The sequence below is a fragment of the Chitinophaga horti genome (assembly GCF_022867795.2).
Lineage (GTDB): Bacteria > Bacteroidota > Bacteroidia > Chitinophagales > Chitinophagaceae > Chitinophaga > Chitinophaga horti.
The window spans coordinates 2,527,976-2,547,788 of sequence record NZ_CP107006.1 but is presented as its reverse complement, the minus strand read 5'-3'; the positions used below and the strand labels follow the sequence as shown (position 1 = coordinate 2,547,788).

The window sequence follows — 19,813 nt, the reverse complement described above, 5'->3', positions numbered from 1 at the left end:
ATTGGTCGCAATTTTGCAGCTATCGTTCGCATGAACGTAGGTTATCACATTTCTCACGAACAACATACCCCCAGCGCATTACTCCGCTATGCTATGCGGGCGGATCTGGCTGGTTTTACGGCGGCTTTGTCGTCCGATCATTTTCATCCCTGGAATGGTGCCCAGGGACAGTCTGGATTTGCCTGGTCGTGGCTGGGCGCTGCTTTGCAGGCCACAGGCCTGTCGTACGGCATTGTAAATGCGCCGGGGCAGCGCTACCATCCTGCTATCATTGCCCAGGCCTGCGCTACATTAGCCGAGATGTACCCGGACCGCTTTTGGGTGGCCCTGGGTAGCGGGCAGGCGATGAACGAGGCGATTACCGGGCAGGGCTGGCCGGCGAAGGCGGAAAGGAATGCGCGGCTGGAAGAATGTGTTGCCATTATCCGCGCTTTGTGGAATGGCGAAACAGTATCGCACCACGGTTTGGTGACGGTATCCGAAGCAAAACTATATACGCTGCCAAAGCGTTCGCCCATGATCGCCGGTGCGGCCATCACACCGGAAACTGCCGGCTGGGTCGCTACCTGGGCGGATGCGCTCATTACAGTATCGCAGCCGTTGCCCGCGCTTAAAAAGGTGGTGGAGGCTTTTCGGAAGAATGGTGGCGAGGGTAAACAGATGATCTTAAAGATACAGTTGTCGTATCACCCGGATATAAAAATTGCACGACAAGACGCTTATGAACAATGGCGCTCAAACATATTTGGCAGTGCGCTGCTGTCGGAACTGCGCAGTGTAGCCCAGTTTGAGCAGGCGGGGATGTTCGTAAGGCCGGAAGACCTCGACCCGTTTGTGCATATCTCCAGTTCAACGCAGGAACACCTCGATCGCCTTTCGCAGTACGCGGAGCTTGGCTTCGATACGGTGATCCTGCACAATGTGAACACGCACCAGGAAGTATTTATTGACGATTTCGGCCAGCAGGTATTACCACTGCTGAAGCCACAGTAACTAAAGGAAACATGTTAACGAAGTATTGGTATAAAAATGCGATCATTTATTCGCTGGACGTGAAAACGTTCGCGGACAGTGATGGCGACGGCATTGGCGATTTACAGGGGCTGATGCAAAACCTCGATTACCTGGCCTGCCTGGGTATCAACTGCATCTGGTTACAGCCGATGCACCCTTCTCCTTTGAAAGATGGTGGTTATGACATTACCGATCATTTTACGATAGACAGGCGACTGGGAACATTAGCGGAGTTTACGCAATTGGTGGATAAAGCCAATGCACGCGGCATTCGTATTATGATGGACCTGGTATTGAACCACACCTCGGCCGAGCATCCCTGGTTCCGCGACGCCCGTCAGCATAAGCACGGCAAATACCGCGATTATTATATTTGGGCAGATGAGCGGCCGGCAAATCATGATGCGCACGTCGTGTTCAAAGGCGTGGAAACCAGCAACTGGGCATACGATACGTTGTCGCAGTCATGGTTCTACCATACGTTTTACCACTTTCAGCCAGACTTAAATGTATTTAATCCTGCCGTAGAAGAAGAGATAAAAAAAATCATCCTGTTTTGGATACGTTTAGGCGTAAATGGCTTTAGGATAGATGCGGTGCCACATATGTTACGCGCAAAAGGGCAACCAGGGCGGGAGGGCGATCCGCATGATCTACTGCGTCGCCTGCGCCGGTTTACCGACGAGCACGGGAAAGACATTGTGCTGATGGGTGAGGCAGACACCGAACATGAAAGCTATGACGACTTTTTCGGTAACCGCGATCAGCTGCATATGCTGCTCAACTTTCACGTAAACAATCACCTCTTCCTGGCCCTGGCCCGTAAACAATCCGCGCCGCTATGCGAATCGCTGGATGAGCTGATGCCGCATTCGGCAGTATGTAACCAGTTCGCCAACTTCGTTCGTAACCATGATGAGTTGAATCTTGCGCAGCTCGAGCCCGGGCAACAGGAGGATGTACTGGCCGCCTTCGCGCCCGATCCGGATATGCGTGTATACGAACGCGGTATCCGCCGGCGTTTGCCGCCGATGCTCAATAATGACGAACACTGCATCAAACTCACTTATAGCTTGCTGTTTTCCATGCCTGGTACGCCCGTGCTGCGTTATGGGGAAGAAATAGGAATGGGCGATCTGCTCACTTTGAAAGAGCGCGCCAGCGTACGTACGGCCATGCAATGGACGGATGCCCGGCATGGCGGCTTCTCCGGATCGGAAGGCTGGGTGTGGCCGCTCGTCACCGAAGGCCCCTATAGCTATATGAAGGTGAATGTAGCTGCACAGGCAAATCGCCCTCATTCGTTATTGAATACGATCTCGAACATGATCGCCATTCGCAAGGCTTACCCTGCTTTTGGCTGGGGTGAGTACGAAATCGTGGAGACGGGCCACCCGGGCGTGCTCGCGCACATCTGCCGGAGTGAAAATACGTTGGCAATGGCACTTCATAATTTCACCGGCGAAGCCTGTCGCGTCGAGCTGCCACTATCGGAAGAGGATAAACGTTGTTTGACGGAAATTCTGGCTGATCGTCCATACGAACTGCCGAATGGTTCGTTTGAGCTGGGTCCTTACGGTTATCGCTGGCTGTACAAATGGCCGTTGGTACAAAAGCTATAATTTGGCGCCGCAGTGTTTACAGAACTTCGCATTCAGGTCGTGGCCTTCGCGGCCGCAGTTCGGGCAGGCCTGGTGGTTCTGGTGCTGATCTTTCGCCGCCAGGGCCATCTCTGTCGTTACGATGCCCGTAGGCACCGCAATAATGCCATATCCAAGCAGCATGATGAAACTGGCAATCAGTTTCCCTAACGGCGTGCCCGGGGCAATGTCGCCATACCCCACCGTGGTAATGGTCACAATGGCCCAGTACACCGACTGCGGTATGCTGGTAAAACCATTTTCGGGCCCCTCTACCAGGTAAATGATGGAGCCGAGTATGACAACGGTGCTGAGTACGAAGAGGATGAAGATGCTCACTTTGCGGATACTGTTGATGATGGCCACATGCAGGAAACGCATCTCCGAAAGGAAATGCACCAGCCTGAATATCCTGAACACCCTTAACAGGCGAAGCGCGCGGAATACGATGAGGGATTGTGAGCCCACGATGATGAAACTCAGGTAGGTAGGGATAATCGCCAGCAGGTCGATGAGCCCCAGTACACTAAAGATATATTTTGCCGGCCGGCGGATGCAAACCAGGCGGAGTATGTATTCAGCGGTAAAGGTGATGGTGAAGAACCACTCGAGTATAAAGAAGACTTGTCCGTACCGGGCATGCAGCGAGGCAACGCTGTCGAGCATTACTACCACGATACTCGTAATGATAAAAGCCAGCAGCGTAATATCGAACGCTTTGCCGGCTGGTGAATGGGATTCATAAATTACTTCATGCAGGCGGGCCCGCCAGTTGCGTGGTCCGTCGGTAGCGGCTGGTAATTGTTCCATACCGCAACTTACAGCAAAGATTTCACCATTATTTCCTGTTCACGTAAAAGATTTTCCCGATTGGCGTGTAGTTTCCTGCCGGCGTGATGTAGTTTGGCGCGCAAATCCGCAGGTGTAAAGTACGCCTGCCTGTTTCACACCACAAATCATCATGATGAAAAACATCTTATTGAGTATCGCCTTTCTGTTATCTGCACTTTCTGCCTCCGCACACGCGGTTTGGATCGAAACGTCTCTTATCGCCACCAAAAATAAGCCGCAGGAAGTACGGGTGTACCTGGGTGAGTTTGCCGACAATGAGCGCGACCAGGTAGAAAAATGGTTCAGCAATATGAAGGACGTGCAGTTGTTCGTGATCGCTCCCGACGGCGACCGTCAGCAAATTACCCTCAAAGCTAACGGCAACCACTATCTTGGTACGTTTACGCCGAAGATGGACGGTAACTATACGCTGTCTGTAACGCATGCCGTGGCTGAAGTATACAGCGAGGTGAAGATCATTTATTATGCTACCGCAACGACGATCGCGGGTAAACCAAGTGCCTCCGGATTACAGGCTGCCAGTGCGCTCGCTATTGCGCCTGCTACAGAATCGCCTGAGAAGGGGCAGAAAGTAGGCCTCAAGGTATCGAACGAGCAACAGCCGCTGGATGCCGCGAAAGTGGAAATATCTTCCCCTGCAGGCTGGGTAAGAACGCTGCACAGCGACAAGGCGGGCGAAACCAGCTTCACACCACTGGAAAGCGGTCGTTACCTGCTGGAAGCGGTACGCACCGAAAAAACACCCGGTACGCATAACGGAAAATCGTATAAGTCCGTAACCCACCTGGTAACGCACTGCGTGGTGGTAAAGCCATAATTTATGGTATCGGCGGGAGCGTGATATTACACTCCTGCCGATACTGATGTTTTTTTGCCTGATATGGTCCCTAAGCCCCCATTCTGTCGTTATACATGAGATTGAACAGCTGTGATATGAGTAAAATTGAAGTAGACCCGATGCATATTGACACTTTCCATTCCTTAACCCAGCCAGAAGCACCGATTAAGATCCTGTATGCCGAAGATGATGCCGACGATTATGACTTTTTCGAACTAGCCCTGGAATCCATGGGAGGCCAATTTGAATTACTGCACGCGATCAGCGGGCAGTCGGCCCTTGCCTGCCTTCATGAAGCCAAACGTAACAAATCGCTGCCCGACCTGGTGGTACTGGACTACAACATGCCCGGCGTGAACGGCATGGAAGCCCTCGATCTCATTCGCCGTGACACCGAACTGTCGGCCATCCCCGCCGTTATTTTCACCACCGGCCACACCGAACGTATGTTCGCCCTGCGCAAAGTGCCCGTACTGCGCAAAGTGGATACCATGGCCGAAATGAAAAGGCAGATCAGGGGAATGTTATCAATAGCCGGCTTCGCCAACCTCGCACCTTACAAATAAGTCTGAAATAGTCGCTAAAATTTGCAAATTTCGCATCCGCAAAAGCGAAATCAGATGGACTTTTTTGTAATTGACTTTGATAGCACCTTCACACAGGTAGAGGCACTCGACGAACTGGCCCGCATTTCCCTGGAAAATAATCCCGACCGCGAAGCTATTTATAAACAGATAGAAGACTTTACCAACCTGGCCATGGAAGGTAAACTGTCTTTTAGCGAAAGCCTGGAAGGCCGCGTAAAGCTGCTACAGGCTAACCGCACACACCTCGAACAGCTGGTGAAACACCTCAAAGGTAAAGTATCACCTTCCTTCGCCCGTAACACGATCTTTTTCCGGAATCACCAGGAAGGCGTGCTCATTGTATCCGGCGGGTTCAAAGAATTTATTACGCCGGTGGTAACGGAATATCACATCAAACCGGAAAATATTTACGCCAATACCTTCGTTTTTGACGAAGCCGGCAACATTATCGGCTACGATCGTAACAACCCGCTTTCTAAAGAAGGCGGCAAGGTGATCCTGCTGAAAGAGCTGGCGCTGCCCGGCGATGTATATGGTATCGGCGACGGTTACTCCGACTTTCAACTGAAGGAATCGGGATTGGTAAAGAAGTTTTTCGCCTTTACAGAAAATATCGCCCGGAAGTCGGTGGTTGAAAAGGCGGACTACATTACGCCCAGCCTCGACGAGTTCTTATATATCAATAACCTGCCCAGGGCAATGTCGTACCCCAAACACCGGATTAATTGCCTCGTGATAGGTAAGGTCGATGCCCGGGTGGCGGAACGTTTTCGTGCAGAGGGGTATAATGTGATCGAAAGGGCGCATGTGGACGAGGTAACGATCGCTTCGGCGGGCATTCTGCTTTGTGGTGAAGGGGTAGCGGTGCCGCTGGAACAGGCAACACGATTAAAAGCGATCGGCTTGTTCGGACAGGCGGCTTCGCCGGACTTCGCGGTGGCAGCCTGCGAAAAAGGCATCATCGTATTTGACCAAACCGCCGGGGACGTCGCTGAAAAGGTGGTTTTCTTTATGAACGAAGGCAGTACCTCCGGCAGTTGTAACTTTACCGGCTTCCATCCGCCGCGTACAGAAAATGCGCACCGACTGGTACATATCCACCGTAATGCACCGGGCGTGATGGCGAAGATTGAGGCTGTGTTTGCACGGCATGAGATCAACATTGTTGCCCAGTTTATGGTGTCCAACCGGCAGATCGGTTATGTGATCACAGACATCGATACCGGCTACAAGCCTGGCTTGTTGAAGGAATTAAGGGAAGGGGTGGATACGGTGAGACTCAGGTTGATTTATTAAAACCATGCACATATGACTACTAAAACCATTGTCCTCCTTACCTGGCTGGCCATGCTGCCACTCATTACCAGCGCGCAGCAGGTAAAAGAACCCAAAGCCCAGAGCGCCGACTGGTCCCAGCCGTACAAGCCGTTTCGTATTGCAGGCAACGTGTATTACGTAGGCACCCGCGATCTGGCCAGTTATCTCATTACTTCTTCGGAAGGGCATATTTTGATTAATACTGGTCTGGCCAACTCTGCGCCGATCATCACTGCGAATATTAAAACTTTAGGCTTTAAGCTCACGGATGTAAAGATACTGACTACCAACCAGGTGCATTTCGACCACGTTGGCGCGCTGGCAGCTTTGAAAAAGGCGACCGGCGCCAAAGTAATGGTCGATGCAAAAGATGCAGCCGTGCTGGCAGACGGCGGCAAGTCTGACTATTACTTCGGTGGGAAACAGGCGGCGTTCGCACCCGTGAAGGCCGATCGCCTGTTAAATAACAATGATAAAATTCAGTTGGGAAATGTGACGCTCACACTGCTGCACCACCCCGGCCATACGAAGGGTTCCTGTAGTTTTATGCTGAATGTGAAGGATGAAAGCAAGATGTACAAAGTGCTGATTGCCAACATGCCCACTATCATTATCGATAGTTCTTTCGAGGCGGTACACAGCTATCCTGGCATGGCAGCGGACTACGCGTACACACTTGCAGCAATGCCGAAACTCGACTTCGACATATGGGTGGCCGCTCACGCCAGCCAGTTCGACTTACACAAAAAACGGAAGGAGCAGGATGCTTATAATCCAACGTTGTTCACGGACAAAGCGGAATTTAAATCCCGCCTCTCCAAAATTGAAGCGGACTACCGCAAGCGCCTCGCAAAATAGTTATATCAATAATTCTAAACGTTGTCTGAAAGACGATACTTCTTGCCATTTTCATTAAAATAATTCATTTTTAGGTAGTTTTGCACGTGCCGAACCTACCAAATTGTGAATGAAAGCATGCCCGAGCCCGGAAATAACGAACTGCATAACGAGCGAGAATTAGTGCAAATGATTGCAGCCGGGGATGCTTTGGCTTTCGAAACGCTGTTCCGCCACTACTGGGACCCCGTATTTTCCTTTGCTTTAGTCATGATGAAAGATGCCGGTCTGGCAGATGATATCGCCCAGGATGTATTCGTCGATTTCTGGAAGCAACGGGAAAAGATGGCCGCCGTCCTGAACGTGAAGGCTTTCCTCTTCAATGCCGTCAAGTTTGCCGTACACAAAAAGCTCCGCCGCCTCAAGGTGGAGGATGCCTATCTCCATTACCAGTCTCACCGCCTTCAATCCACCGATGCCGAAGCCAGTATGCAGCTGAAAGAGTTGCAGCAAGTGCTGGAAGAAGGCATTCGTTTGCTGCCCCCGCAGCAACAACGGGCCTTTCGCCTCAGCCGCGAGCAGGGCTTAAAGCATGAGGAGATCGGGCTGCAGATGGGCGTGAGTGCTAAAACTGTTAAGGACTATATCGTCAGGGCCATCGCCTTCCTGCGGGTGCACCTGGGGCAGTACAGCAGGCTGCCGGTGATATTGACGATCTACTGGCTGACGAAGCGGTGAAAAAATATTTTAAGACCGGCACTTCCTTTTTACTTCCCCGCGGTACTAATAGGTACAAGGGCATAAAACTCCCGCGATATGACATCCAGCGAACTGCAACATTTAATCGATAAATACCTGTCGGACGAGCTGACCGAAGCAGAGTTCAGGCGACTTTGGGAGACGCTGGACAAGCCGGAATCAGAAGCCGCGTGGTTACAGGCGATGGATGAACTGCAGGTGTCTGGGCTGTCGGACGCTGCGCGCGAGGACCGCGCACTGGCCGCCGTGCAGGCAAGGATGGTGGAAGCGCCGGTGCGGTCGATCAATCGTGGCTGGTGGCGTTATGCGGCCGCTATCGTATTGCTGCTCGGCACGGGCAGTTACTTCGCCTATCAATATTCCGTTAAAAACCAACCAACCATAGCGGGTAATACCGCACAGCAACCAACCGAAATTGAGCCGGGAAGGGAGGGCGCCATCCTGACCCTGGCCAACGGATCGCAGGTAGTGCTGGACAGCCTGGGCAATGGCACCATCGCCACCCAGAATGGAACAACAGTGACACTGGCGAACGGGCAACTGGCCTACGATGCGCAGCATGCCGGTGCGGTAAGCATGAATACTATTACAATTCCCCGCAGCAGGCAGTTCCAGTTACTGCTGCCCGACGGTACGAAAATCTGGCTGAACTCGGCCTCCACATTACGTTTCCCTACTGCGTTTACAGGCAGCGAAAGGAGCGTTGAAATTACCGGCGAGGCTTACTTTGAAGTGGCCGCAGATCCACAACGCCCGTTCTTAGTGAATATAGGCGATACGAAAATACAGGTGTTGGGTACGAGCTTTAACGTAAACGCCTATGCGAACGAGGCGGCTATGCACACTACCTTACTCGCAGGCAGTGTAAAAGTGGAACACGCAGGAAACAGCATGTTACTTAAGCCCGGTCAGCAGGCGAAAGTAACCGACAATATTAAACTGATCAACCATGCCGATACCGACAAGGTTTTAGCCTGGAAAAACGGCCTGTTCAACTTCGAAGGGGCGGGCGTGCAAGAGGTGATGAACCAGTTGGAACGGTGGTACGATATAGAAGTGGTATACGAAAAAGGTATACCCAACCTGCACTTCTTCGGCGAAATGAGCCGTAATGTAAAGCTGGCCGATGTACTGGCAGGGCTGGAAGGCGCAGGGGTGCATTTCAAGTTAGACGGACGGAAACTTACTGTATTACCATAAAACGAGATAAGAGGTCAACCATTTATAAACTTTAGTAGCAGCCAATAAACGAGTTGTATTAAACAGTCCGGAGCAGGCAATAGGCAGGCTCCAGGGCAAACTATGCCTGAACATAAAGGCGCCGAAATAAAAAACCGGGAATGTTGCAGCACTCCCGGTGAACAGTTCGGATGCTTTTAATATCGGTTCGTGTAAACTTTAATTATTTGACAACCAAACTAATGCAATGTATGCAAAAAATCGCTAATTGCACTGGCTTTGCCGTGGGCGGGGTCTGTCCAGACCAGCCAAAGTGGCGCCGGTGCCTAACCAAAATCTCGTTAGTAATGAAGCTGACCGCATTTATACTGACTGTCGCCTTTCTAAATGTTTATGCTACCGGAGTTTCCCAGTCGATTACCTTTTCGGGTAAAAATGTACCGCTGAAAAAAGTATTTACGGCCGTTAAAGACCAAACCGGTTATGTGATTTTCGGCAATGCCGATGTTATACAGGAAGGCACGCCTGTAACACTCACGGTGTATGATATGCCGTTGAAAGACTTTCTCGACCTTGCCATGAAGAATTTACCGCTGAACTACCGTATCGCGGATAAAACGATCATGATTTCCCGCAAACCACTATCACAGCAGCCCTTACAGGGGCCGGCGCAGGTGGTCGTGCAGAACGTATCCGGCACTGTGAAAGACAGCTCCGGCAGGCCCATTCCAGGTGCTACGGTGATGCTGCAGCCTGGCGGTAAGGGTGCATCTACCAATAGCGACGGCGTATTCGTGATCCCGAAAGTGGAACCAGGTACTTATAATATCGCGGTTTCGTTTATCGGTTTTCATTCGTTCGTAAGGCGCATTACCGTAACAGGCAACGCGCCGCTGGAGTTAGGTATGATCACACTGGGCGCGGCTACGGCATCTTTAAAGGATGTGGTGATCAGCAACGGTTTATTTACCCGTTCCCGCGAAAGCTTCACGGGTGCTGTATCTACGTTTAGTGGTACAGAACTGAAAAGAGTGAGCAACCAGAACGTACTGGCCGCCATGGCCATCCTTGACCCATCGATCCGCATTGTCGATAATGTACAACTGGGGTCTGATCCGAATAAACTGCCGGAAATCATCCTGCGTGGTCCAACCGGTTTGCCGGACGTGAACGCTACTTACCAGAACGCGCCGAACATGCCGCTCTTCATCCTGGACGGATTTGAAACAACGCTCCAAAAGATATATGACCTGAACATGAACATCGTAGCCAGCATCACGCTGCTGAAAGACGCCTCTGCAAAAGCGATCTACGGTTCTAAAGCAGGCAATGGGGTAGTAGTAATCGAAACCCTGCGCCCCATGCCGGGTAAACTGCGCTTGTCCTATACAGGCAGCATGGATATTACAGCGCCCGACCTCAACAGCTACAACATGACCAACTCCTCGCAAAAGCTGGAAGCGGAATTGCTCGCAGGCAAATACTACTCGGCCTATCCCGAACGCCAGTACGAACTCATGCAACTGTACAGTAAAAACAGGCAGGCGGCGCTGGATGGGGTCAATACCTATTGGTTGTCACAACCGTTGCAGAACGGCGTAGGGCAGAAGCACAACATCTACCTGGATGGTGGTGATGAAGCCATGCGTTATGCCGCGGGCCTCAACTATAACCGCATCGCCGGTGTGATGAAAGGTTCTGACCGTACCACGATCTCGGGCCTGTTGAACCTTTCTTACCGTAAGAACAACGTGTCTTTCCGTAATAACCTGTCGATCGATAAAAACACTTCCCGTAACTCGCCTTACGGCTTGTTCGGCGACTATACGAAACTGAATCCCTACTGGCGCATCAAAGACTCCGCCAACCACCTCATCCCGGTATTCGACGGGAATGTGGCTAATCCACTGTACAATGCTACGCTGAACATCAAGGACCAGACGGACTACACAACGATCATCGAAAACTTTTATGGTGAATGGGAGGTAGTAAAGAACTTGCGTGTTACGGGGAGGGTAGGATTGAACCTGACCGAAAACAGCTCCGATTATTTCATTCCTGCTTCGCACAGCCGTTACCTCACGATCCAACCTTCGGACCCAATGTACCTGCTGCGTGGTGAATACACCGCGTCAAATGGTAAAGCGAATACATTCAGCACCGACCTTGGTTTGAACTACTCTTTCATGTTCGGCAAGAACCAGGTGTTCACCAATGTATTCTATAGCCTGCAACAGCAATCGCAAAGCACGCGCGGTATGACGATGATCGGCTTCCCGGACGATAAGATGGATGACATCACGTTCGGCAGCCAATACCAGATTGGCAGCAAGGCGGTAGGTGGTTCCAGCAAAACACGGAACGTGGGCGTTACAACGGCGCTCAACTATTCGTACGATAACCGTTTCCTGGCCGACCTGTCTTACCGCGCGAACGGTAGCTCGCAGTTCGGCTCCAATAACCGCTGGGGTAACTTCTGGTCGGTAGGTTTGGGCTGGAACGTACACTACGAAAAGTTCATGGAAAACCTGAAGTTCATCGACCAGATGAAAATCAGGGGCTCGATCGGTACAACGGGTACGCAAAACTTCAGTTCTTACCAGTCTATCGCCACTTACGGCTACATCACCGACCGCGTTTACAACGGCGAACTGGGTGTTAAACTGCTGGCAGCTGCGAACCCTAACCTCAAGTGGCAACAGGCGCAGGATAAGAACGTTGGTGTGGACATGAATCTGTTTAAGGTACTAGGACTTCGTGCTGATTTTTACATAACCGATACCAAAGACCTATTATCCGATCAGACCATTGCGCCTTCAACCGGTTTCAATTCGTACAAAGAGAACGTGGGTGAGCAGCGTAACCAGGGCTTCCAGGTAACAGTGTCCGGCAGAATATTCCAGGATGTGAAACGTCGTGCTTACATCACCGCCTTCGCGAACATCGCACACAATACCAATAAGATCCGCAAAGTATCAAACGCACTGGCGCAGATCAACAAAGGCCAGGATAGCACGCTGCAAAGCGGTGGTCTTGGCAGCAACAGGCCGGTAACACGTTTCGCGGAAGGTCAGTCTACGTCGGCCATATGGGCCGTGCCTTCACGGGGCATCGATCCGGCGAACGGTTCAGAGATCTATGTAAAACGTAATGGCGAACTCACTTATGTATGGTCTGCCGACGACCAGGTAGTAGTGGGCGACAACCTGCCGAAATACAATGGCAGCTTCGGCATCAACTCACAGTTGAGAGGCCTTACGCTCAACCTGGCGTTCAGCTACCGTTTGGGCGGACAGATTTACAACCAGACGCTGGTAGACAAGGTCGAGAATGCAGACATCAACTACAATGTGGACGTTCGTTTACTCGAAGGTCGCTGGAGAACGCCGGGTCAGCAGGCATTGTATAAAAACATTGCAGACCTGAGCGCCACCCGTCCTACCTCCCGGTTCGTGCAGGACCAGCATGAGCTGATCTTATCGTCTATCAATTTTGGATATGATTTCAGCCAGATGCGTTTTGTGAGATCGCTGAAGATGAACCGCCTGGCGGCTACAGTGACCATGAACGAACTGGCGCGCCTTAGTCGCGTACAAACAGAGCGCGGGCTCGACTATCCATTTGCCAGAACGATGTCTTTCTCACTTCAGGCTAACTTTTAATAATGATCTTTATGAAGAAAGTATATAGCATCTTATTACTCTCACTACTCGCAGGTTTCAGCTCCTGCAACAAATGGCTCGACGTTCGTCCGAACACGCAGATCGAGTCGGGCGATAACTTTGAGAGCGAAGCAGGGTTTAAGGCCGCCCTGGCCGGTGTGTACCTTAACATGTCCACCGCCGACATTTACGGCCAGGAAATGACCTGGGGACTGATCGATGTGATCGGCAAACAGTATTCGACGTACCTGCCGAGCAGCAGTTACATCAATCCCAATGAATACACCTATACGACACCGGCTAACCTGAACCGCATATCCAAAATGTGGATCGGTATGTATTTCTCTATCGCCAACATCAACAACCTGCTGGAAGCCCTGGAAAAGGCCGACAAAGGCATGTTTACGTCACCAAATTACGATGTCATCAAGGGTGAAGCGCTGGCACTGCGTGCGTTCCATCATTTTGACCTGATGCGTGTATTTGCACCGGCACCTGTAACGGGCACAGACCAGAAAGGTATTCCGTATCGCGATAAGATCACCACCGGCAACGTGAAGCAATTCACCGTAGCGCAGGACCTCACCGCTATTCTCGCCGACCTGGAAGCCGCGGCCACGCTGCTGAAAGCTGCCGATCCGATCGTGAAGGGCAGCACGGTGCCTGCTACTACCACGGGGTATTTGCGTGACAGGCAGTTCAAGTTCAACTATTACGCTGTTAAGGCATTGATGGCGCGGGTATATCTCTACATGGGCAACACGACCAAGGCATTGGAGAATGCGAAAGAAGTGATCGACGCACAGGTGTTTCCCGCAGCTACGGCCGCTACTGCATCTACCAATAACCGCATTTTTTCGAGTGAAGTGATTTTTCACCTGTTCATGAGCAACCTGCAACAAGTGCAAACGGATTACTTCGCGTATCGTGGCTTCCCGGTAGGTATGACTAAAAGTCCCACAGAGTGGAGTACGATCTTCGAAACTTCGTCCATTGGTTCGGGTGATTGGCGGTATGTATACCAAACTTCGCTGAATGGCGGGTACTACCGTAACTACGAGAAGCTGAACCCTGCTTACAATGCCGGTGCATTAAACAGGATGCCGATGATCCGTTTGTCGGAGGTGTATTATATAGCCGCAGAAGCGCTTAAAGACACAGATGCCAACGCCGCATTGGGTTACCTGAACACCGCGCGCAGGAACCGTAATCTGCTTACTGGTCTCGCCAACTTAACGCCTGCGCAGATCCAGACCGAAATCTTTAAGGAATACCAGAAAGAATTCCTGCAGGAGGGACAGCTGTTCTTTTACTACAAACGATTAAATCTTAGCAGGATAGAATTTACCAGCACGCCGGGCAGCGCAGCCGTTTATGTACTGCCCTGGCCGGATGACGAAGTGGTGTACGGTAATACTAAATAACGTTTCAAAATTGCTACAGATGAAATACTTCAAATCAATATATATGGCAATGCTGCCGGCTGTACTGGCAGTGAGCGCCTGTAATAAAGATGTGGACAGCTATTCCAACGATCCGCGTGTTTACTTTTTCGAGCGTACGAATAGTGCGATCCCGGTAAAGGTATCGGGCAAGTCTTTCACTTTTGTGTTGATGCCGGCGACTGTAACAGAAGATACCCTGCTGGTGGCAGCGAAAATTATGGGAGCGGCTGCCAAGACGGACCGTAGTTTTGCAGCGGCTGCCGACACCGGCTCTACCGCTACACCTACGACGGACTATAAGATCCTGCCGGGTGTGATCAAGGCCGATAGTCTTACAGGTTACCTGCCCGTGGTACTGTACCGCAGGGAGGAGCTGAAAACAGTCATCAAAAAACTGAACCTGAAGATCGTGGATGGCGGCGACTTTAAAGCCGGAGCTACCGAGGAAATCAGGATGCAGTTGCTTTGGAACGATAACCTCATCAAGCCCGCCAACTGGGATACCCGTCCCGGCCTGGTGACTTACTTCGGCGCGTATTCCACCGTAAAGTATCGCTTCATTATCGATGTGTTAGGCAGAAGCGAGTTTCCGCTGCAAACCTCCAACGTGTTTACACCAGGAATGTTAACTAATGCCGCGATGATGGACCTGAAAGACCAGGTCCGGGTAGCATTGCAGGCCTATAACGCCTCGCACACGCCGGCACTTACGGATGAAAATGGACAGCTGGTGATCCTTCCTTAATTCACTCAACTTAAAGTATCATGAAAAGCATCATAAAATATTTACTCATTGTAGTGGTAGCAGCTGCGGCCTGTAAAAAGGACGAGGGGAACTACAGCTACCACCGTGCCGATACGCCAGTGATCGATACCACGGGTATGCAGGGCACTTATAATATCGAGCAGCTGGGCAACCTGTACGTAGCGCCTAAAGTATCCTACGAAGGTGATACCGGCAACCTCAGTTACCAATGGCTGGTGTACCAGAAATCGACCAGCTCTTATGTGATTGGTCCGCCAAAACAGGTGGCGACAAAAAGAGTGCTGGACGGACAAATGACGCTCGCTCCCGGTAACTACTATTTGGAATTGGTAGCCACAGACAAATCTAATAACATGGTGAGCAGCGCCCGTTTTCTGCTGAACATCCTGGCTTATATGGAAAGCGGCTGGCTGGTGATGCACTCGGCCAACAATGAAACCGACCTGGATTACATTGCCACCAAAAGCATACTGCCGTCCGCTCCTGAAAAGCGTTTGCGTAACCTGTTCCTCACCAACACCGGCGCAAAGCTGAAAGGTAACGGGCAGGCTTTAGGATACAGTCGTCGCAGCAACTCGGACTATAACTGGATCACCATTGGCACTGACCAGGAATTACGCCGCGTGAATGGCTTTTCACTGACAGAGCTGGCGCGTGATCAGAAGCTGTTCAGGAGGGGGTGGCAACACTTAATCCGCAGGCGCAGATGAACAACTCCGACCACGAAATGCTCATCAACAATGGCCGCCTGCATCCCGCGCAGTGGAACAATCCTGCCGACGCCTTTTACTCCGGCGATTTTCATGGCGACTATTACCTGGCCCCGTATTTCGCTTACAGCGATTATTCACCGATGGGCATCGTAGTATATGATCAGAAGAACCGTCGTTTTATGTATACGAGCGCCCAGTACTGGAACCTGAGCTTTAGCCAGTTTTCGATGACAGGGGCATTTAGTCCGGGCAACGTAGGCAAAGATCTCCTGTTCATGGACCGTGGCTGGAATGGTAATACACATGCCTTTTTCAAAGACGTAACCGGCAACGGCCGCTGGCTGTACCTGCTGAACGTATCTGCACCGGAAAGCGCGCAAACGGCGGTGGCAGCGTATAATATGTCTGCTCTTACAGATATCGCCAATGCGAAGTACTATGCCGTAGGTACGCTGGGCAGCGTGGCGTTGTATGCCACCGACCGTACGATCTACCGTTACGATTATGCCGGCAGCGGTCAGGCTACCGCGACTTTCAGCGGTTTTGGTGCGGGGGAAACAATTACAGGTATGAAAATCTTTAAGTCGAGCATGAACGCGAACCAAACCACACTGGACTTCAACGCTACCAACAATACCGTGGTATTCGTATCCACCTGGGATGGCACACAAGGCCGCGTGTATGAGCTGAAGATGAACATCACCAGCGGCAACATCGACCCCACACCGGTTAAAGTGTACGATGGTTTCGGTAGGGTGATGGATATGACATTTAAGTTCCGTGGAACGGGCATTTAAACATAAAGACATGAAGAAAATTGTATGGTGCGCGGCAATGGTGCTGGCCATGATGGCTGTTAAGGCACAGGCGCAGGATAACGCGATAGCGACGAAGCGAACAGCTTATTACAAAGCATATGGCGAGCAGGATTCCGCCAAAGCAATTGTGCTGGCAAAACAGTTCCTGAAAGATTACCCGATGGATAAAACCGATGTAGAGGCGGACGCGAAGGCCAATGTGCAGTACTATCGCATCTACCAGAAGTTACTGACCATCCCCGCGAAGGAGATGAACAAAAACGTGGCCACGTACATCAACGAGCTGCCGTTCTTAAGCCTGGTCGATTTTTACTACCATAGCATTTCCCTGTACCTGCTGCATAAGATAGAAGCACCGGCATCTCTGCTGGAAAGATCGGAGATCATTATTAAACGAATGCCTGCTTTCAAAACTGCTCCCCGTGAATACGCCAACCTGAGCAAAGCGGAGTGGGACCTCAAGTACGAAAGGGCTTACCGGGATATGATCTTTACGCATACAAGCCTGCTGCATGCTGTAGGCCGCAACGCAGAAGCACTGCCTTTTGCGGAGGAACTGAATGCTTTTTTCAAATACAAAAACGCGTCGTTGAACCAGGAGCATATCGACATACTGCTGGCGCTGAAGAAGAAGCGCGAAGCGCATACGGTGCTGGAAAACAGTGTGCGTAACAACCAGGCTACACCAGCCATGCTCGACATGCTGAAAGCGAATTACGTAGCTAAGTACAAGACAGAAGAGGGTTTTGATAAGTATCGCGAAACGCTGCGTGACGAAGATGTGGAAGCAGCCATGAAGGAGGAACTGAAGAAAGAATTCATCAAAAAAGACCTGCCTGCCTTTACCCTTTACGATGTGAACGGCAACAAAGTAAGCTCCGCCGATTGGAAAGGAAAGATCGTCGTGCTGGACTTCTGGGCCTCCTGGTGTGCGCCGTGTAAAGCGGCTTTCCCGGGCATGAAAATGGCGCAGGACCGTCTCTCCGAGCAGAAAGACGTGGCGTTTTACTTCATTGTGGTGCATGAGCACAAGAAGGGATATAAAGACGACATCAATAAATTTATCAAAGACAATAACTATCCGTTCACCGTGCTGTTCGATGGCTTCGACGATGCAAAGTCGAGCGATGAAGCAGCAAAGCAGTTAAATGTAACAGCCATTCCGCACAAGATGATATTGGATAAAGAAGGTAAACTGCGCTTTAGTGTCATCAGCTACATGGGCAGTCCCTCCAGGCTGGCAGATGAAATTGTTATGATGGTTAACATGACAAGGGAATAATGGTGCCAGGCCGGGTGTTTCCAAGGCACCCGGCCTTTCTTACGCAAATAATAACCCACAAATAAAATGAAAAGAAGATTTGGCTGCAGCCTTTTATTAAGCTGCTTGTTGCTCTGTTTTGCCTGTCAGTCTGCATTGGCGCAGTATAAACCATCATGGCGCACCGTGCCGGCTGTGATTTACACGGGCGATACGATTGGTGTGGTATATGACCCGGTGGTGGCAGGGTACGGCGACAGCTTGCCGGTAAAAGGCTATGTGTATGTGTACAGGAATTTTGAGTGGAAAGGGTACGACTTCCCTCTAACGAAAACCGATACGGGTTACGTTGGCCCATTTGTAATACCTGAAGGTACAGCTGCATTGGCATGGCGTTTCTGGGTGGGCGACAGCATCGATAATGGCCGCCGTTTTCCCAACTTCGCCGTAGTGCATGATGGTAAAACCAGGCAGATGGCTTCCGGTGCATATACCGAGTACGCGCTCATTCGCCGCCGCGACCGCCGTGGCCGCATTTCACCGCTCGTAAGGGAAGAGTCGCTGATCGAGCCACGCGTAATGACGATCTACCTGCCTAAAGAGTGGCTCGACCTGTCGGTGCGCCGCCACCGCTTTCCGGAAGTAGCACTGAATTTGCGCGAGGCGTATGGAAACCGTGTGGATAGTGTATTACGCGCCGGTGCTGCGGAGATAGCAGCATTGCCGGATGTGACTGAGAAGGACTTGTTAACGCTCGCAAACGTATACGATGGCGTGTTTGAAAATCGCAAAGGAGCCGACTCCATCAAAGCGATCGCACGCGCTAAATACCCCAACGGCCTGGCTGTAAGGCTTAACGAAATCTTCAACCTGTACCTGGCCCGCACCGATTCAGCAAGGGTGGCCGGCTGGGATCAATTCGCCCGCCAATGGCCGGCAGCTGCTTATCCCTATACCGATTACCTCGACGAGCACTATGGCGATGCGCACTTCTTCACAGGTGTGCTGCGCAACATGTCCAACATCTACTACCGCCAAAAGAACTGGAAGGCGCTGAGCAATTTGTTCAGCACTTGTCCGTACCTGATGCTGGAAGACAGCTACACGCATTTCATCGATTACGCTTTACGGTTGGACGAGCCGCCTCACACTGAAAAGGAACTGGCCGTACTCGGACAAACCATCATCGATACCATGCTGGTGCGCAGTAAGTCAGCGGACAGCTACCGTGCTGGTCGCGGTTTGTATGCCGAGAGCGAATGGGCGGTATTGAACATCAGGATGAACAAGAGCGTGTTTGCTTACCAGGCCGTGTTACTGGCCAAACTAGGCCGTTATAAAGATGCACTGCGTTACGCTGAAATCGTACGTCCATATATGGGCAGCAGCAAGATCGAGTTTAATCATGCCTATGCACTGTCGCTGGCCAAAACTGGTCGCGAAAAGGATGCTTTGCAGGTCATTCGCGCGGCGATTTACACCGGTTCCTACACGCCCGAAATGCTCGATATCCTGCGCAAGCAATATGTAAAAGAGCATAAGTCGGACAAGGATTTTGCTGACTACGTCACGTCACTTATTTCCAAAGAGTACCTGGAAAGACAACATGAAGAAATCCGCAAATCGATGGTGAACCTGCCGGCGACCGACTTTACGTTGCTCAACACCAAAGGTCAGCAGGTAGCACTGGCACAACAAAAAGGGAAGATCGTGGTGATTGACTTCTGGGCTACCTGGTGTTACTATTGCAAATTGGCTATGCCGGGCATGCAGATGGCGGTAGATAAGTACCAGCAGGATAAAAACGTCGCGTTCTATTTCATCGCTACGATGGAGCAACATCCGGACTATAAAAAGATGATCACGGATTTTATCAAAGAGAAGCAGTATTCATTTAACGTGCTGTACGATGATAAAAATCCTGCTACCGGCAAACTGGATGCAGTGTACGCCGGCTTTGCGCCTGCGTTGAAAGCGAGCGGTATTCCTTTAAAAGTGATCATCGACCAGGAAGGGAAAGTGCGCTGGTCCAGTACGGGCGGCTCTGCCAACCACATTGCGCTGGCAGATGAAGTGAGTTATGTGATTGAATTGTTGAAGAAAGAAAAAGGTTGATAGATTGGTT

General features: G+C 51.1%; 16 protein-coding genes. 15 read left to right on the top strand and 1 reads right to left on the bottom strand.

What is annotated here, in order from left to right; all coding sequences use genetic code 11:
* Positions 1-30: 30 nt before the first annotated feature.
* A complete protein-coding gene (locus MKQ68_RS10330; RefSeq protein WP_264283222.1) occupies positions 31-993 on the top strand; it encodes a TIGR03885 family FMN-dependent LLM class oxidoreductase in 963 nt (320 codons plus the stop codon).
* A gap of 11 nt (positions 994-1,004) precedes the next feature.
* Entirely contained in the window at positions 1,005-2,636 is a 1,632-nt protein-coding gene (locus MKQ68_RS10325) for an alpha-amylase family protein (protein WP_264283221.1), read from the top strand.
* Here MKQ68_RS10325 and MKQ68_RS10320 read toward each other — a convergent pair.
* Entirely contained in the window at positions 2,631-3,464 is an 834-nt protein-coding gene (locus MKQ68_RS10320; protein ID WP_264283220.1) for an ion transporter, read from the bottom strand. The genes MKQ68_RS10325 and MKQ68_RS10320 overlap by 6 nt on opposite strands.
* Positions 3,465-3,615: 151 nt before the next feature.
* Between MKQ68_RS10320 and MKQ68_RS10315 the strand changes: the two genes are divergently transcribed.
* The 13 genes from MKQ68_RS10315 (at position 3,616) to MKQ68_RS10255 (ending at position 19,803) form a co-directional block, all read left to right on the top strand.
* Positions 3,616-4,323 (top strand): DUF4198 domain-containing protein, encoded by a 708-nt coding sequence (locus MKQ68_RS10315; protein ID WP_264283219.1) that lies wholly within the window; start codon positions 3,616-3,618, stop codon positions 4,321-4,323.
* Between the two features lie 116 nt (positions 4,324-4,439).
* Positions 4,440-4,910, top strand: coding sequence for a response regulator (locus MKQ68_RS10310; RefSeq protein ID WP_264283218.1), 471 nt, complete (start codon positions 4,440-4,442; stop codon positions 4,908-4,910).
* Positions 4,911-4,964: 54 nt separating this feature from the next.
* Entirely contained in the window at positions 4,965-6,227 is a 1,263-nt protein-coding gene (locus MKQ68_RS10305; RefSeq protein WP_264283217.1) for an HAD-IB family phosphatase, read from the top strand.
* A 12-nt stretch (positions 6,228-6,239) separates the two neighbouring features.
* Positions 6,240-7,106, top strand: coding sequence for a subclass B3 metallo-beta-lactamase (bla, locus tag MKQ68_RS10300; RefSeq protein ID WP_264283216.1), 867 nt, complete (start codon positions 6,240-6,242; stop codon positions 7,104-7,106).
* Positions 7,107-7,223: 117 nt separating this feature from the next.
* On the top strand, positions 7,224-7,823 hold the full coding sequence (locus MKQ68_RS10295) for an RNA polymerase sigma-70 factor (RefSeq protein ID WP_264283215.1): 600 nt from the start codon (positions 7,224-7,226) through the stop codon (positions 7,821-7,823).
* A 78-nt stretch (positions 7,824-7,901) separates the two neighbouring features.
* Positions 7,902-9,044, top strand: a complete 1,143-nt coding sequence (locus tag MKQ68_RS10290; RefSeq protein ID WP_264283214.1) for a FecR family protein — start codon at positions 7,902-7,904, stop codon at positions 9,042-9,044.
* 326 nt (positions 9,045-9,370) lie between these two features.
* Positions 9,371-12,685 (top strand): SusC/RagA family TonB-linked outer membrane protein, encoded by a 3,315-nt coding sequence (locus MKQ68_RS10285; RefSeq protein WP_264283213.1) that lies wholly within the window; start codon positions 9,371-9,373, stop codon positions 12,683-12,685.
* A gap of 11 nt (positions 12,686-12,696) precedes the next feature.
* Positions 12,697-14,109, top strand: coding sequence for a RagB/SusD family nutrient uptake outer membrane protein (locus MKQ68_RS10280; RefSeq protein WP_264283212.1), 1,413 nt, complete (start codon positions 12,697-12,699; stop codon positions 14,107-14,109).
* 43 nt (positions 14,110-14,152) lie between these two features.
* Positions 14,153-14,875 carry a DUF4843 domain-containing protein gene (locus MKQ68_RS10275; RefSeq protein WP_264283211.1) on the top strand — a complete coding sequence of 241 codons (723 nt, stop codon included), beginning with the start codon at positions 14,153-14,155 and terminating at the stop codon, positions 14,873-14,875.
* Between the two features lie 20 nt (positions 14,876-14,895).
* The gene (locus MKQ68_RS10270) at positions 14,896-15,606 is read left to right on the top strand and encodes a PKD-like family lipoprotein (RefSeq protein ID WP_264283210.1); all 711 of its coding nucleotides are present in this window, start codon (positions 14,896-14,898) and stop codon (positions 15,604-15,606) included.
* Positions 15,576-16,406, top strand: a complete 831-nt coding sequence (locus tag MKQ68_RS10265; protein WP_244839025.1) for a hypothetical protein — start codon at positions 15,576-15,578, stop codon at positions 16,404-16,406. Before MKQ68_RS10270 ends, MKQ68_RS10265 begins: the two co-directional genes overlap by 31 nt.
* 10 nt (positions 16,407-16,416) lie before the next feature.
* Positions 16,417-17,709, top strand: coding sequence for a TlpA family protein disulfide reductase (locus tag MKQ68_RS10260; RefSeq protein ID WP_264283209.1), 1,293 nt, complete (start codon positions 16,417-16,419; stop codon positions 17,707-17,709).
* Between the two features lie 66 nt (positions 17,710-17,775).
* Positions 17,776-19,803, top strand: coding sequence for a redoxin domain-containing protein (locus MKQ68_RS10255; RefSeq protein WP_264283208.1), 2,028 nt, complete (start codon positions 17,776-17,778; stop codon positions 19,801-19,803).
* Positions 19,804-19,813: the final 10 nt, after the last annotated feature.